This window comes from Loktanella sp. F6476L (genome assembly GCF_023015725.1).
Classification (GTDB): Bacteria; Pseudomonadota; Alphaproteobacteria; order Rhodobacterales; family Rhodobacteraceae; genus Yoonia.
The window spans coordinates 459,022-474,355 of sequence record NZ_JALKAR010000001.1 but is presented as its reverse complement, the minus strand read 5'-3'; the positions used below and the strand labels follow the sequence as shown (position 1 = coordinate 474,355).

The following is a 15,334-nucleotide window of genomic DNA, read 5'->3' as shown; positions in this document are numbered from 1 at the left end:
CGCGATCATGGATATTACGCTGCTCAAAACCTTTCTCGAAGTTGCTGCAACTGGTTCGTTCGTGTCGGCGTCGGACCGACTATTTGTCACCCAATCTGCAGTGTCTTTGCGTGTTCAACGTCTTGAAGATTCGCTTGGCAAACCGCTGTTCACGCGATCCAAAGCCGGTGCAGAACTGACGCCAGCGGGGCGAGAATTCGAACGTTACGCTTTGTCGATGATACGCGTTTGGGAAGAAGCGCGCCAGCAAGTCGCAATACCCGAAGGGTTCACGCGCAGCATTTCCATCGGGGCACAGTATTCGCTTTGGCCGCGGCTGGGGTTTCGGTGGATCGATCAAATGCAAACGGCGATGCCGGATCTCAACATCAGGGCGGAACTTGGGATGCCAGACCGGCTCACGCGGTTCCTGATCGAAGGGATCACGCAGATCGGCCTGCTCTATACACCGCAACTTAGACCCGGATTATCCGCCGACAGGGTGCTTGAAGAAGAACTCGTTCTCGTCGCGTCGTGGAAAGGTGCGACATGTGACGGGTTGGCCGGGCGTTATGTGTTCGTCGATTGGGGCCCAGAATTTATCGGGGCCCACGCTATCGCATTGCCTGATCTAACGAATCCGGGGCTTACTTTTTCGCTGGGGGCGATGGTTGCGGAATACGTTATCAACCGCCAAGCCGCAGCTTATCTACCGGCGCGCTACGTCAAAAAGTATCTCGACAGCGGCGATTTGCATCTTGTCGCCGATGCCCCTCGCTTCCCCTACCCTGTCTGGGCGGTCTGGCGTACAGACATGGATAAAGACGTCCGCGACATGGCGCTTTCCAAGCTGAACTTGGTTTCGTCACATGCCGAAGCTGACGGTGACGCTGTTCTTAGTCAGCTTGCTGTACTTAACGGTGATGAAACAGCAGAGATTCTAGGGGAAAAAAACGATGTGGACGACATCCGCTCATAGATGAGCAAAAGTTGGCTTAACCACAATTATTTTGAATTTCCCTAATGTTTGGTATTGCAATATGCCACCCATAGCAGAAATGCACCCGTACCTAAGACAGGACGGTTCATTCTATTGGGAAAGGATAACCCCATGAAAACGAATATTTTTATCTTAGCCGCTGCCGCTGCTTTGACTGCAAACGCCGGTTTCGCACAGACATCTGCGTTCAATAACCAAGACCGTACATCAGACGCCGTAGAAGACCTGCAAGAACAGATCAATGACGACGCAGAACGCGACACATTTACATTCGGGACCGAAGGCCGTGAAGTCGGCGCATACGGGTCCTTGTCCCTGCGCGGCACTTCCACATCCGAAGATGGCGACACGTCATCCGATCTGGGTATTGGCTTGCGTTACGGTACATTTGACGGCGTAAACGGCATCGACGCAACAGCAAGCTTCGTCTACGGCGAAGACAACGGCACAGAAACAGAAAACCAATTGCTGGCAGGTATTGATTACCGCCGCAACTTTGGCGACGCATTCTTTGGCTTCGCAAAAGCCGACCTTGCGTTTGACCGTTTGGCAGACACAACGGGTGAAACATCACAGGACATCTTCGTTGGTGCCGGTGTTGGTTACCGCATCCTGAACGACAACATTTCCCAGTGGTCTGTTCAAGCGGGTCCAGGTTACCGGATCGCAGATGTCGTTGGTGAAGAGCGCGTTGAAGAAGCAGCTGCTGCCGTTTCTTCCAACTATTTCCGCAGCTTGACTGACACAAGCTACGTCACAAACGACACAGATGTGATCTATTCTGAGTTCTCAACAACACTGTCCAACGAATTGGCATTGAACGTTGCGATCACAGATCAAATGGTGCTGCGTACAAGCCTCGCAACAGCGTTTGACGATGCAACAGACGAAGAATTTGGCGACGCGAAAAACACGTTCGGTGTTTCTGTCGTCTACAACTTCAACTAATCCATCGTGACCAAAGGCAGGATCTTTGGACGATTGATCCGGCCCGAATAGGCGGTAGCTGCAAAGCTGCCGCCTTTTGCGTTTTTAAATCGCCACTTGACACGATACCTTTTGGTATCATATTAATTGTGACACCAAAAGGTATCGGATAACACCAATGTCACAACTCGCTTTTCGCGCCCTCGCTGACCCGACACGTCGTGCCATCGTGATGCATTTACGTGGCGGCGACATGACGATCGCACAGCTGTCTGAAAACTTCGACATGACGCGTGCTGCCGTCAAAAAACATCTGACCATCCTCGCAGAGGCCGGTCTGATTTCGACCCGACCAGAAGGCCGCGAGCGTTACAATACGTTTGAACCCAGTGGTCTGGGACCGATCCGCGACTGGATCAGCGACTTTGACGCCTTCTGGGACGACCGTCTCGATAGTTTGAAGACTGCCATTGAAAAGGACACACCATGACAACCTTACAAAAGACCATCTATCTCAAGGCCGACAAAGAAAAAGTTTGGGAATACCTGACCGATCCTGAAAAACTGGCGATTTGGTTCCATAAACCCGCAAAGCCCTTGGCCGCGGGTGACTATGAAATGTTTGGTGTCAAAAGCGGGGATCGGTTGATGTGGGGCGACGTGCTTATCTCTGAACCCTTTGATAGGCTGCGCTATACATTTACAATCGGGCCAATGGGCGACGTGACTAGCACTGTTACATGGATCCTAACGGATGTTCCGGGCGGCACGCGCCTTGCCCTGCTGCATGAAGGCCTACCAGAAAGCGAAGACGCGTTTGGCCTGACCTTGGCCCTTGATAAAGGCTGGGACGATCACCTTGCGCGTTTGCGTGAAGATGCACATCAGGCTGGTTAACGCCGTCAATACACACGGAACTCAGCCGTCGGTTCGGCTGTTTTCTTGCCGCTCATGTCGGTTGCCCCTTGTCGCAACGCCCCCTGCCCCCTATCTGATGCGGTGGCGAGCTTCTGCTCTTCTCGTGATCAGGCGGTTACATTCCAGTGGCCTTAAGCAAATCCGAGGGAGCTGGCTCTGTCTGAGCCCTGGTTCAGTTATCTGGCGCCCACCTGTATATACAGGTCCTCGGGAATAAACCCCCTACGGTTGCTGCGGTTCTCGCCACCTTTGGACGTCAATTCGTAGACGATGCCGTACCCAGCATAAACATGACCCCCAAAATACCGCCACCGATCAGGACAGCGTCGCACGCGATTTTGACGTCGTAGCCGTAGGCATCGGGCGGTGTTCCCGACCTTTGCGCATTGTTACAAAACCCAAATCGTCCTGATTGCCCCGTTGGTAAAGCAAGCGGCGGACCGCCGACCATACTGGCCCCCTGCCCTGCGTCGCGAATAATTGGCCGCACTGGTGGATCCGATAAGTTGGGCAATGGTCCATCGGCACTGACGGACGTCGCGCACAACAGCATCAGAAACGTCATGACTGCATTTTGCATGGGTTCTCCTCATCTCAAAAGCGTTGCGACTGATCTAGCAAACGAAAATGAGGGTAAGGTTAATGCGAGCTACAGCAGATGTTGATAAACGCCGCCGCGGCGCTAGGTCGCTCAAAGAGCCGAAAACAAAGGATAGCCCAATGCGTTTGCCGATCATCGCCCTTTCACTCTTTGCGACCTCCGCCACAGCGCAGGGCCTGACAGTCCAGTTCCAAGATGGCGCACCGAAGGACAGCATCACATTGCTGAATGCTGGCTGCGCGATAACAAACGCGACCGTGACACTCGATTTAAACGGGTCCAATGGCGGCCTCATTTTCGATACAAGCGCACAAGGCGCTGGCGTCGAAGTCTTTCAACCCGTTGAAATTTTGACCGAAAACGTCACTGCAAGTGCCGTGACAGACGGCGATACAACGCTGGATATTTCAGTGGGCATGCTGCCAAAGGATGCGATGATCCGCCTCACAGCCGATCTTGACGACACCATTGTCGGCGGCCGTCAGATCACAGTGACAGGGTCGGAAATCGCAGGTGCGACGGTTGCGGTCGCAGTGGACGATCACGTGACACAAGGCGTGTTTGGTGAGGATGGTTTAGCCTACATCGACATGACAGACGCACCGACAGGCTGTCTGCCAAGCTGATTCTAGAACGCGTCCGGCTGGGCCTCGCGGGCCATGTGGTCCAGCACCGCATTCACGAACTTGGATTCTTTGCTATCCGGCGCAAACGCTTCGGCGACGCCAACGAATTCAACGATCACGACCTTGGGCGGCGTGTCTTTCAGGCTGAGTTCAGCACCTGCGGCACGGAACAAAGCACGCAATGTCGGGTCGATCCGGCCAATCGGCCATTTTGCAACCAAGGCGCGGTCGGTCATCTGGTCGATAGCCGCTTGATTATCAACGGCATATTCCATCAGCGCATGGAACGTATCCACATCACCTTCTTGCATTTCAACGTCGTCAAATACCTCGCCAAAGCGATGGTCTTTGAATTCGATCATCACCTGATCAACGGTCTGACCAGACGATTCCATCTGAAACAACGCCTGCACTGCGTAAAGCCGTGCCGCTGATTTCATCTTGCGCCGTTGATTGTTCGAAATGGTCATGCCGTCGTTTTGCCTTGCTGCGCGAGAAGAATGTCGCTGGTGAACCCGATACCCTTATCAGGACGGCCCCACTTACGGCTGAGTGCGATCAGGTGCAAGGCCGCAGCGGCCGCGCCGCCACCTTTGTTTTGATCAGCGGGGTCCGCACGCACCTGCGCTTGTTCGTAGTTCTCAACAGTAAGGATACCATTACCGATGCAAACGCCTTGCAAGCCAAGCAGCTGGATCGCCCGCGAACTGTCATTGCAGACAGTATCGTAATGCGTCGTCTCACCCCGGATCACGCAGCCAAGAGCAACGTAACCGTCAAAATTGCTCATCCGTTCGGCAATGCTAATCGCTGTCGGAATTTCCAAAGCACCGGGAACGTTCACGATGTCCCACGTACCGCCAGCTTTTTCGATCTCGGCCTTCGCGCCCGCGATCTGATGGTCGGACAGGTCCTTGTAATAAGGTGATGCGACGATCAGAACTTTCACCGGCTTATCGAATTCCGGCAGCGGCATGATGTAGTGAGACGGTCCAGCCATTATCCAAGCTCCGAAATTTTGCGCGTACCAACGATTTCAAGGCCGTAGGCCTCGAGCCCGACGATCTTTGGCGTCGGCGAATTGGTCAGCAGTTCAATTTTGTTCAGGTTCAAAGAACTCAGGATTTGCGCCCCAAGCCCGTATTGCCGCAAGGTTTTCGGCGACACATCATCTGCGACTTCCAACTTCATTTCCGTATCGCGCAGTAGCACGACAACACCACGCCCTTCGTCGGCCACAGCTTGCATAGCGTGACCAAATTCAGCGGCGCGGCCTTTCGGTCCGGTGCCGATCACGTCCAGCATCGGGTCCATCGCGTGCATCCGCACCAGTACAGGCGCGTCACCAGTGATGTCACCCTTGGTCAGCACAATGTGTTCATCGCCATGGGCCTGATCGGAATAGACTTTCATATCCCAATCACCACCAAATTCAGAGGTGATCACCTCTTCCGACTGCACCTTCACAAGGTTGTCGTGGCGACGGCGATACGCAATCAAATCGGAAATTGTCCCGATCTTCAGCCCGTGCAATTGCGCGAAAGACACCAGATCCGGAAGACGCGCCATTTCGCCGTCGTCCTTCATGATCTCGCAAATCACACCAGACGGGTTCAGACCAGCAAGGCGGGAAATATCAACGGCTGCCTCGGTATGGCCAGCACGCACCAGCACACCACCATCGCGGGCCCGCAGCGGAAACACATGGCCCGGTGTCGCAATGTCAGCCGCACCTTTGCCAGCATCAATCGCCACAGCGACAGTACGTGCGCGATCGGCAGCAGAGATACCTGTCGTTACGCCCTCGCGTGCTTCAATCGACACGGTAAATGCGGTTTCATGACGAGACGAATTCTGTGCTGCCATCAACGGCAAATCCAGCGCGTCCAAACGTTCGGACGTCAGTGTCAAACAAATCAAACCACGTCCGTGGGTCGCCATGAAATTCACCGCATCCGGCGTCGCCATTTGCGCAGGAATCACCAGATCGCCTTCGTTTTCACGATCTTCATGATCCACCAGCACAAACATCCGGCCATTGCGGGCGTCGTCGATGATTTCTTCGATGGGTGAAATCGCTTCAGACCAGTCTTTTTCGACCTGACCCGGTTCTTCAAAATTCAACGTCATAAGTGTTCCCGCTTTGCTTGCCCGTCAAATAGCCCAGCCCCCCATGTTTGGAAAGGGCGCAGGTCTGTCACATCACGTCAGAACAACGACCCTTGTGGATCGCCGTTCAACGTCACGCGGCCATCGGCAAATTCGACCTCCAAATCACGCGCAGCTTTCGCCGCTTTGGTGTCCGTCACAACCTGCCCGTCCCCGCGCACAACAGCGTAGCCACGTTTTAACGTTTCTTTATACCCCAAGGTTTCGCGCAGACGGTCCAACGCGTCCAATCTAGCTTGTCTTTCAGACTGTTGGCGGCTCGCACGATCCGACAGACGACCAATGAGGTTGGTCAATTGTTCGCCTTTGCGGGTCACGTCACCTTGTACCAGACGAGGTTGAAGCCCGCGTGCGACCTGCCCGAAAGATTGGGCTTTATCGTTCAGTTTGCGTTGCAATGCAGGCGTTAACCGCCCGCCAAGATCATCCAAGCGTCGCCGTTCTGCCGCGATTCCACGCGCCAACGTCGCAGGACGCAAAGCGCCGCCAGCGTTCGACAAGGCGACTCGTTTCTTCGCCGCCGCTGCATTCAAAGCACCGGGCAGACGTTCGCCCAAGTAATCCAAGCGCTGCCGTGGCCCTTCGACCAAGGTTTCGACCTTCGGCAATGCCCGCCCCAGATCGCGCACCCGTTGTTGGCGCTGGGTGACGCCAGTCGAAAGCGCACGGCTCAAACGTGCGCCCTGTTGATCAACCCAAGCCAGCAGATCAAGCCGCACGGGCACCGCCAATTCAGCAGCCGCCGTTGGCGTCGGTGCCCGCATATCGGACACGAAATCAATCAAAGTGGTATCCGTTTCGTGACCCACGGCCGAAATCAACGGAATGTCAGACGCGGCAGCGGCACGCGCCACAACTTCTTCGTTGAACCCCCACAGGTCCTCGATTGATCCGCCACCACGGGCGACAATCAGCAAATCAGGTCGGGGCAGCGCCCCACCCGGTGTCATGGCATTAAAACCGTCGATAGCGCGCGCCACCTCGGTTGCACTTTTCTGACCTTGGACCGCGACAGGCCAAACCAACACCTTACGCGGAAACCGATCCCGCAAACGGTGGAGAATATCGCGAATAACCGCGCCAGATGGGGATGTTACAACGCCGATGACCTCTGGCAGATACGGCAGTTCCTTCTTACGCTCCGGTGCGAATAAACCTTCCGCGGCCAACGCCGCCTTGCGCTTTTCCAACATCGCCATCAATGCACCGGCACCCGCAGGTGCGATATCTTCGATCACCATTTGATACTTCGACTGACCGGGGAACGTGGTCAATTTACCGGTCGCAATGACCTCCATCCCCTCTTCGGGTTGTTGGGCCAAGGCGACTGCACGGCCTTTCCAAATGATACCGGCCAGCACCGCCTTATCGTCCTTCAGATCCAGATACAGATGGCCAGACCTTGGCCGCGACACACGTCCGACTTCGCCCCGCACCCGCACATGCGAAAACCCGCCTTCGATGGTTTTCTTCACCGCACCCGAAATCTCGGACACCGAAAATTCCGGGGCATTGTTGCCCGCTTCGTTCTCGGGGCCTTCGTCGTCGAATAAGTCCATGTGATCTGCCCTTGCTGCATGCTCGCGCGGACTTTAGAACGCCTGACAACAAAGGCCAACGGGGACACGCGATGAATATATTGATTTTGGGCAGCGGCGGGCGCGAACATGCGCTGGCATGGGCAATCCAACAGAACCCGAAATGCGACCGGCTGATCGTCGCCCCCGGAAATGCGGGCATTGCGCAGATGTGCGAATGCGCCAGCGTGGACATCATGGACGGCGATGCTGTGGCAGCCTTTGCCGCTGAAAACGCTGTGGATTTTGTGATCGTCGGACCCGAAGCACCACTCGCCGTCGGCGTCGCAGACCGCCTACGTGACGCGGGTCTGCTGGTCTTCGGTCCATCGCAAGAGGCCGCGAAGCTTGAAGCATCCAAGGCCTTTACCAAAGAAATCTGCGATGCGGCCAACGCTCCAACCGCTGGCTACGCGCATTTCACCGACGGCGACGCAGCACTGGCCTACGTGCGCGGCCAAGGCGCACCCATTGTTGTCAAAGCTGACGGCTTGGCTGCTGGTAAAGGCGTCACCGTTGCGATGACCCTGCCCGAAGCGGAAGCCGCAATCATCGACATGTTTGACGGCAACGACGGCGCGGAAGTCGTGATCGAAGAATTCATGGACGGCGAAGAAGCATCTTTCTTTGTGCTTTGCGATGGCACATCCATTCTGCCTGTCGGCACGGCGCAAGACCACAAACGCGTGGGCGACGGCGACACGGGCCCAAACACTGGCGGCATGGGGGCCTACTCCCCCGCCCCCGTGATGACTGATGCCGTAACGCAAAAGGCGCTCGACGAGATCATCAAGCCAACAATGGATGAAATGGCGAAACGCGGCACGCCTTTTGAAGGTGTTTTGTTCGTCGGCCTCATGATCAAAGACGGCCAGCCGCGCCTTGTGGAATACAACGTGCGTTTTGGCGATCCGGAATGCCAGTGCCTGATGATGCGTTTGGGCGGTCAGGTTCTTGACCTGCTACAGGCCTGCGCCGAACATCGCCTCGCCGACATCAACGCGACATGGGCGGACGACCACGCGATGACCATTGTCATGGCGGCGAACGGCTATCCGGGCGCTTATGAAAAAGGCAGCGTGATCAAAGGGCTCGACGCCCTTCCCGAAGACAGCGGACATATGACCTTCCACGCTGGTACCACTGAAAAAGACGGACAGATCACCGCTACGGGAGGACGTGTCTTGGCGGTCACCGCACGCGCGGATACGCTCAAAGACGCTCACGCAATGGCCTACAAAATGACCAAAGACATCGACTGGCCCGGCGGTTTTTACCGCACCGATATCGGTTGGCGCGCGCTTTAACTTCTTTGGCCTTAAATATCTCGGGGGGTCGCCTTTCAATTTGCGCCATTTGTCTGATCGACAATGGCGACGGGCTGGCCCCCAATCCGACCCAACAAAAAAGGGCGACACACGCGTGTCGCCCTTTTCCATTTCAAATAATCGCAAAATTATGCAGCGCGACCGACCAAAACAGATGTCACTTCTTCGACCGCTGCCGTTTCGTCACTGCCTGCAACAACCGCAATCTCGCGTGTCAAACGCTCCAATGCCGCTTCATACAACTGACGTTCTGAATAGCTTTGCTCGCGCTGGTCATCTTGACGGTGCAAATCGCGAACAACTTCCGCAATCGCGATCAAATCGCCAGAGTTGATCTTTTGCTCGTACTCCTGCGCGCGGCGGGACCACATGGCTTTCTTGACCTTCGCCTTACCACGTAGTGTTTTCATCGCATGGGACACGACATCCGGCGTAGCAAGCGACCGCATACCAACGTCGATCGCCTTGTTCGTCGGCACCCGCAGCTTCATCTTGTCTTTTTCAAAGACGATGACAAACATCTCAAGGTCAAAGCCCGCGACCTCTTCTTTTTCGACGGCAATAATTTTGCCGACACCGTGGGCGGGGTACACAACAAATTCGTTCGGGCTAAAGTCTAACTTCTTCTTGCTCATGATAGTCCTTTCATGGCGGTTATTGTGACACGCGACGACAAAAAACCGGCGGAACCAAAAGGTACCGTCGGATGCATGGCGTCTTCGGAATGTGTCAAATCGTAGCGTTCATTGCAGATGAGTATATCACAAAAAACGCCCCGATAAAAGCGGGGCGTTGGGAAAGGTCAAATGGGGGTAAATGTGGCTTAGCCGCCTTCACCCGGGGCTTCGGAAAACAATTCCATCTTGCCTTCTTTGCCGTCCATTTCTTCCGCATTCGGAAGCTGGTCTTTCTTGGTGATGATGACCGGCCACATTTCGGAATACTTGCGGTTGAATTCAACCCACTTTTCCATGTCAGGCTCTGTGTCCGGACGGATCGCGTCAGCCGGGCATTCCGGTTCGCATACGCCACAGTCGATGCATTCGTCTGGGTGGATCACCAGCATGTTTTCGCCTTCGTAGAAACAATCTACGGGGCATACTTCCACACAGTCCGTGTACTTGCAGGCGATACAATTGTCGTTGACGATATAGGTCATAGCAGGGTCATCCGTTTATCTCTTGCCCCACCTAGGACAGAGTGTGCGGTCAATCAAGGTCCAAAGGACCATTCCCGCCCCGATGCGTCATCAAGTTCCGGCGATCACGTTTCGTCGGTCTACCTTTCCCATCAAAGCTGGGGTTTTTGGAATGGATGTTCCGCACCGGTTCGGGCGATAGATCTTCGTACAGCGCTTGCGCTTCTGGTGCGGGTCCGCGCCGTGTGCCGCACGCAACGATGCGGATTACCTTCGTGTCGGTTTCTTTCACAAATGTCAGTGTGTTACCGGGTCCCACGGATCGTGCGGGTTTGCTGACGGGGGTGCCATCCACGCGGACTTTACCCGCGGTAATGATCCCCGCCGCAAGCGAGCGCGATTTGAAAAACCGCGCCTGCCAAAGCCATTTATCAAGCCGGATCGTATCGCGGGCTTGGTCCGTCACTTGTTCTTAAGAGCTGCCAATGCCGCGAAAGGATTGTCAGGGTCAATCGCCTTTTCTTTACGCGGTTTTGCCTGAAAACTTTGCGGTTTATTGCTGTCGCGACCGCCGGATTTGCCCTTTGGCTTACCCTTACCGCGCGGCTTGTTGTCACCGCGTGGTTTATCACTACGCCCTTGCGGACGGCCGCCCTGGCGGTTGGTATTCGCACGACCGCCCCATGTGAAGGTATAGAACACCTCCATCTCGGGCGCTTCTTCTGTCGTTTCTTCGGACACTGCCGGTGCTTCTGACGCGTCGTCTGTCGCAGCTGGTGCTTCTGGCGCAGGTTTCACGGCTTTCACCTTGGCCCGCTCGCCCTTGTCGGCCTTGTAGCCAAGACCAGTCATCAGATCCGCGAATTGATCCAACGTCATGCCCGTGATCGACAGCATATCTGCGGTGCCTTCAAAACCACCACGGCTATCTTGGTCGCGCAGCATATCTGCAAGGCGTTCCAACATATCGATGCGAATCGCCCGTTCGCCTGCCGCGCGATAACCTGCCATGGCATAGTAACCGGGTGCCGCGCCTTTTTCAGACGGGACTGTCACCAAACCCGGAGGTGGGGCTTCTGGAAATTCAGCAAGATCTTTCGCCAGCGACCACAGCACCAACCGCAAACGCGTCGGCGCAGGTTTCAACAGCAACGGCATAAAGATCGTGAACTGACCGAAACGGATACCGTGTTTGCGCAATGCGCCACGTGCGTCTTGGTCAAGGTCTTTGACCTCCGCGGCAACTTCACCGCGTGGGACAATCCCGAATCCTTCGGCCAGACGGAATGCAAAACCTTTGGCGATGCCTTCCAGTGTGTCGTCGTTTTTCAAACCAAGCAGCGGTTCGAACGCGGCAGCAACCTTGCGGTCAATAAAATGCTGCAGGCGGCGTTCCACCTTCGCAGCAACGTCAGCCCCGGCCTCATCGTCAACAAAAACAGCAACACCAGGCTTCAGGATATCGGATCCAGCCACCAGTTTACCCACCGCTTGGTCGCCCCACATCAGGCCGCCCTGTTCGGTGAAATCAATTTCAGTATCGGGGGCGTTGTAGAATTTATCAGCACGCAGATGGAAATGCGGGGCCAATGCCGCCACACTTGTCTGACGCAGCGTTTTCGCCTCGTCGGGGCTGCCAGCTTTATCCATGCGGAACCGGAATCCTTCCAGCTTCCCCACAAATTCGCCTTCAACTGTTACTTCACCGTTCTCATTAACCTCGGCCACAAGGCTCTCCTTCTGCTTCAACCGCCGCAGCAAAATGCTGGTGCGCCGGTCGACAAATCTTTGGGTCAGCGCACCATGCAGTGCGTCTGATAAGCGATCTTCTACAGCGCGCGTAAGCTCACGCCAATGTGTTTCGTCACGAACCCACCCTTTGCGTTGGGCAACATAGGTCCACGTTCGGATGAACGCGAGGCGCTTAGACAATGTGTCTATGTCACCATCATGACGGTCAATCCGCGCAACCTGCAACGCCAGCCAGCTTTCGTCAACATGTCCTAGCTGATGCAAGTCGCTGTAAATACGGGTTAAAAGTGACGCATGTTCCCCGCGACTGATACCGCGGAAATCTGGAATGCGGCAAACGTCCCACAAAAGCCGCACAGACGGGCCATCTTTTGCCCGTGCCGCAATCAGCGGATCGTCGCCCAGCGCCTTTAGTGCAGCAAGGTCGTCGCTTTCGCGTACGCGGGTCAGCCATTGGTCGTCAGTCCGCATTTCTAACGTCTGTGTCAGGCGTTTGATCGACCCGAATTGCAGGTCGCTATTGCGCCATTGCAGTTTTTTCACCGGCTGGAATTGGTGATCCATGATCGCCTGCGCGACGCCATCATCCAAGGCGGGCGCCTCACCAGTCACCCCAAAAGTGCCGTTCGCAGTATGCCGCCCAGCGCGCCCCGCGATCTGCGCGAGCTCCTCCGGAAACAGATACCGCATCCGCTGCCCGTCGAATTTGGAAATCGCCGAGAACGCAACGTGATTGATATCAAGGTTCAGCCCCATCCCAATCGCATCCGTCGCGACCAGATAATCAACGTCGCCATTCTGATACATCTCGACTTGGGCGTTACGCGTCCGCGGGCTGAGCGCGCCCATGACCACGGCAGCGCCCCCCTTCGTACGGCGCAGCAGTTCGGCAATCGCATATACATTTTCAACCGAAAACCCGACAATCGCAGCCCTGCCCGGCATACGACTTAGCTTTTTCGAACCTGAGTAGGTCAGCTGGGACATCCGTTCACGGTACATAAACTGCGCTTGCGGGACTATTGCCGCAATTGCGGACCGCATCGTTTCAGCGCCTAAGAATAGCGTCTCGCGCAAACCCCGCGCGTGCAAAAGACGGTCGGTAAAGATGTGACCGCGTTCTGCATCGCCACACAATTGAATTTCGTCGATGGCAAGGAAATCACATCCCATGCCTTCGGGCATCGCCTCAACTGTGCAAACCCAATATTGCGTGCGCGGCGGCACGATCCGTTCTTCGCCCGTCACCAAGGCAACGACGCTTGGCCCTTTCACGGCAACAATCCGGTCGTACACTTCGCGGGCAAGTAGGCGCAAAGGCAGGCCAATCACACCCGTCCTGTGCGACAACATCCGTTCAATCGCGTAATGCGTTTTGCCGGTGTTCGTCGGGCCAAGAACGGCCGTAATCCGGGAATTTTGCATGATAATAGTCCCCGGCGGGGCCAGCGATCAGATCGCTTGGCCCTCAATTTCTAAGGCAAGGCGTGCAAGCGCGTCGGTCGCGTCAGGTTCCAACGGATAAATCTCGAGAACAGCTTCATACGCCGCAATCGCGTCATCGCGGCGCCCCAGTTCTTCCATCAGGATACCCACACCAAACATCGCACGAAAATGACGTGGGTTTAAAACAAGCGTCTGACGTAAATCATCCAACGCAGGCCCCATCAGTCCGGCACGAAAATAAGCCGTCGCACGGTGATGATATCCTTCGGCAAAATCGGGCGCATGGTCGACCAAGGCTGTAAGATGCTCAATCGCGGCCTGATCATCGCCCTCTTCCAACGCATCGCCACCACGGCGCAGCAATAGATCCATCGCGGCCGACCCGCTTTTTTCGAATCGCGCGATCACGCGGTCGGCGATCCGCGCATGATTGCCCTCATCCGCCTCGCTTAGCTCTTGAAAAAGCCCGTCTAAAGCGGTCTCTTGCGCGAAACTTTGGGTCGTTAACGTTAACGTCACTGCAAATGCCGTAACGGTACGTTTGATGAGATGTGTCAGCGTAGCCATAGTTGTAATGTAACGTGTCAGGCGGCTTTCGCCAGAGGGCATATATGATTCAAAAAGGATAAACCGATGAGCGACGTAGTGAACGAGGCCGTAGCCCAGTTGAACGCAAAAATGGACGGTGGATTTGACGGCGGCACAGCCAAGTTCGTCATCGAAGACGAAGGGTCCATCATCATCGATGGCGACGGCGCACGTGCAGCCGACGACGATGCAGATGTGACGCTGTCAGCGACGGCCGAAACATTCAAGGAAATCCTTGATGGCGAACAAAACCCGACAGCCGCTTTCATGACAGGCAAACTGTCAGTCGACGGCGACATGGGTCTTGCCATGAAATTGGCAGGCGTCCTTTAAACCATGGATATTGCACCGTTTCATGACGATGTCGCTTATGGTCCTGACGGCGGGGCGGCCCATTGGGTCACCACTGTCGACGGGCTGAAAATTCGTGTGGGTCATTGGACCGGCGCGGACGTCAAAGGAACGGTGCTTATTTTTCCGGGCCGCACGGAATACGTTGAAAAATACGGTGATGCGGCCCGCGAATTTCTTGATGCCAACTATGCGACTGTTTCAATCGACTGGCGCGGTCAGGGATTGGCCGACCGGATGGTTGGCGATCGGCGCATGGGGCACGTGGGGAAATTTGCCGACTATCAAAAAGATGTGTCCGCTGTGATGGCACACGTCAAAGAACTTGGCCTGCCTGAACCCTATTACCTGATCGGCCATTCCATGGGCGGATGCATTGGGTTGCGGGCCTTAATGGAAGGTCTGCCCGTCAAGGCCGCCGCATTTTCCGCGCCAATGTGGGGCATTGGCCTTTCGCCAGTAGTCCGTCCAGGCGCATGGGCCGTGTCGGCGGTTGCAGGCGCATTTGGTAAAGACAATGTTTTCGCACCGGGTCAGCCCCCTGTGTCTTATGTGCTGCGCGAAGATTTCGACATCAACACGCTGACCAAAGACCGCGACATGTGGGATCGTCTTGTCGAACAACTTACCAAATACCCCGATCTGGCCTTGGGTGGCCCGTCGATCAGATGGTTAGGGGAATCGCTGCGTGAAATGCTGCGGTTATCGAACCGCCCGTCTCCCTCCACACCAACTGTCACCTTCTTGGGCACGAATGAAGATATTGTAGACCCTCAGCGCATCAAAGATCGCATGGCAAAATGGCCAAACGGCACCTTGCACATGATCGACAAAGGCGAACACGAGGTCATGTTGGAAATCCCAGCATCGCGCCGGTTTGTCTACGACACGATGATCGCCCACTTTAACGCGCATCCCTAGGCAAACGCACGAA

At 55.5% G+C, this 15,334-nt stretch carries 18 protein-coding genes; 8 read left to right on the top strand and 10 right to left on the bottom strand.

Annotated features, from left to right (window positions below; all coding sequences use genetic code 11):
- Positions 1 to 7 precede the first annotated feature (7 nt).
- The 4 genes from MWU61_RS02415 (at position 8) to MWU61_RS02400 (ending at position 2,803) form a co-directional block, all read left to right on the top strand.
- On the top strand, positions 8 to 958 hold the full coding sequence (locus tag MWU61_RS02415) for a LysR family transcriptional regulator (protein ID WP_247126495.1): 951 nt from the start codon (positions 8 to 10) through the stop codon (positions 956 to 958).
- A 132-nt stretch (positions 959 to 1,090) separates the two neighbouring features.
- The gene (locus tag MWU61_RS02410; RefSeq protein WP_247126493.1) at positions 1,091 to 1,927 is read left to right on the top strand and encodes a DUF481 domain-containing protein; all 837 of its coding nucleotides are present in this window, start codon (positions 1,091 to 1,093) and stop codon (positions 1,925 to 1,927) included.
- A 157-nt stretch (positions 1,928 to 2,084) separates the two neighbouring features.
- A complete protein-coding gene (locus tag MWU61_RS02405; RefSeq protein ID WP_247126491.1) occupies positions 2,085 to 2,396 on the top strand; it encodes a metalloregulator ArsR/SmtB family transcription factor in 312 nt (103 codons plus the stop codon).
- Positions 2,393 to 2,803: an SRPBCC domain-containing protein gene (locus MWU61_RS02400; RefSeq protein WP_247126490.1), complete on the top strand. Its 411-nt coding sequence runs from the start codon at positions 2,393 to 2,395 to the stop codon at positions 2,801 to 2,803. The genes MWU61_RS02405 and MWU61_RS02400 overlap by 4 nt, the downstream gene beginning before the upstream one ends.
- A gap of 277 nt (positions 2,804 to 3,080) precedes the next feature.
- On the opposite strand, the gene MWU61_RS02395 is transcribed toward MWU61_RS02400, so the two are convergent.
- Complete coding sequence (locus tag MWU61_RS02395; RefSeq protein WP_247126488.1) at positions 3,081 to 3,404, bottom strand: hypothetical protein; 324 nt, start codon at positions 3,402 to 3,404, stop codon at positions 3,081 to 3,083.
- Between the two features lie 140 nt (positions 3,405 to 3,544).
- Here MWU61_RS02395 and MWU61_RS02390 point away from each other — a divergent pair, with 140 nt between their 5' ends.
- The gene (locus tag MWU61_RS02390) at positions 3,545 to 4,051 is read left to right on the top strand and encodes an aggregation factor core (protein ID WP_247126485.1); all 507 of its coding nucleotides are present in this window, start codon (positions 3,545 to 3,547) and stop codon (positions 4,049 to 4,051) included.
- Positions 4,052 to 4,053: 2 nt separating this feature from the next.
- Here the strand turns inward: MWU61_RS02390 and nusB are convergent, their stop codons facing one another.
- The 4 genes from nusB to xseA form a co-directional block, all read right to left on the bottom strand.
- A complete protein-coding gene (nusB, locus tag MWU61_RS02385; protein WP_247126483.1) occupies positions 4,054 to 4,521 on the bottom strand; it encodes a transcription antitermination factor NusB in 468 nt (155 codons plus the stop codon).
- Entirely contained in the window at positions 4,518 to 5,051 is a 534-nt protein-coding gene (locus MWU61_RS02380; protein WP_247126481.1) for a 6,7-dimethyl-8-ribityllumazine synthase, read from the bottom strand. Before MWU61_RS02380 ends, nusB begins: the two co-directional genes overlap by 4 nt.
- On the bottom strand, positions 5,051 to 6,181 hold the full coding sequence (gene ribB / locus MWU61_RS02375) for a 3,4-dihydroxy-2-butanone-4-phosphate synthase (RefSeq protein ID WP_247126479.1): 1,131 nt from the start codon (positions 6,179 to 6,181) through the stop codon (positions 5,051 to 5,053). The genes MWU61_RS02380 and ribB overlap by 1 nt, the downstream gene beginning before the upstream one ends.
- Positions 6,182 to 6,258: 77 nt before the next feature.
- Positions 6,259 to 7,779 (bottom strand): exodeoxyribonuclease VII large subunit, encoded by a 1,521-nt coding sequence (gene xseA / locus MWU61_RS02370; protein ID WP_247126477.1) that lies wholly within the window; start codon positions 7,777 to 7,779, stop codon positions 6,259 to 6,261.
- Between the two features lie 71 nt (positions 7,780 to 7,850).
- On the opposite strand from xseA, the gene purD reads away from it, so the two are divergent.
- Positions 7,851 to 9,104: a phosphoribosylamine--glycine ligase gene (purD, locus tag MWU61_RS02365; protein WP_247126475.1), complete on the top strand. Its 1,254-nt coding sequence runs from the start codon at positions 7,851 to 7,853 to the stop codon at positions 9,102 to 9,104.
- A 149-nt stretch (positions 9,105 to 9,253) separates the two neighbouring features.
- Here purD and MWU61_RS02360 read toward each other — a convergent pair whose 3' ends face one another.
- From MWU61_RS02360 to MWU61_RS02340, 5 genes are all read right to left on the bottom strand, one after another.
- On the bottom strand, positions 9,254 to 9,760 hold the full coding sequence (locus MWU61_RS02360) for a CarD family transcriptional regulator (RefSeq protein WP_247126473.1): 507 nt from the start codon (positions 9,758 to 9,760) through the stop codon (positions 9,254 to 9,256).
- 188 nt (positions 9,761 to 9,948) lie between these two features.
- Entirely contained in the window at positions 9,949 to 10,284 is a 336-nt protein-coding gene (gene fdxA, locus MWU61_RS02355) for a ferredoxin FdxA (protein WP_216036352.1), read from the bottom strand.
- 49 nt (positions 10,285 to 10,333) lie between these two features.
- Positions 10,334 to 10,729 carry an RNA-binding S4 domain-containing protein gene (locus tag MWU61_RS02350; RefSeq protein WP_247126472.1) on the bottom strand — a complete coding sequence of 132 codons (396 nt, stop codon included), beginning with the start codon at positions 10,727 to 10,729 and terminating at the stop codon, positions 10,334 to 10,336.
- A complete protein-coding gene (locus MWU61_RS02345; protein ID WP_247126471.1) occupies positions 10,726 to 13,440 on the bottom strand; it encodes a helicase-related protein in 2,715 nt (904 codons plus the stop codon). The genes MWU61_RS02350 and MWU61_RS02345 overlap by 4 nt, the downstream gene beginning before the upstream one ends.
- A 27-nt stretch (positions 13,441 to 13,467) precedes the next feature.
- Positions 13,468 to 14,028, bottom strand: a complete 561-nt coding sequence (locus MWU61_RS02340) for a tetratricopeptide repeat protein (RefSeq protein WP_247126469.1) — start codon at positions 14,026 to 14,028, stop codon at positions 13,468 to 13,470.
- 66 nt (positions 14,029 to 14,094) lie between these two features.
- Here MWU61_RS02340 and MWU61_RS02335 point away from each other — a divergent pair, with 66 nt between their 5' ends.
- Both MWU61_RS02335 and MWU61_RS02330 read left to right on the top strand, forming a co-directional pair.
- Positions 14,095 to 14,382 carry an SCP2 sterol-binding domain-containing protein gene (locus MWU61_RS02335; RefSeq protein WP_247126467.1) on the top strand — a complete coding sequence of 96 codons (288 nt, stop codon included), beginning with the start codon at positions 14,095 to 14,097 and terminating at the stop codon, positions 14,380 to 14,382.
- A 3-nt stretch (positions 14,383 to 14,385) separates the two neighbouring features.
- Positions 14,386 to 15,321 carry an alpha/beta hydrolase gene (locus MWU61_RS02330; RefSeq protein WP_247126465.1) on the top strand — a complete coding sequence of 312 codons (936 nt, stop codon included), beginning with the start codon at positions 14,386 to 14,388 and terminating at the stop codon, positions 15,319 to 15,321.
- Positions 15,322 to 15,334: the final 13 nt, after the last annotated feature.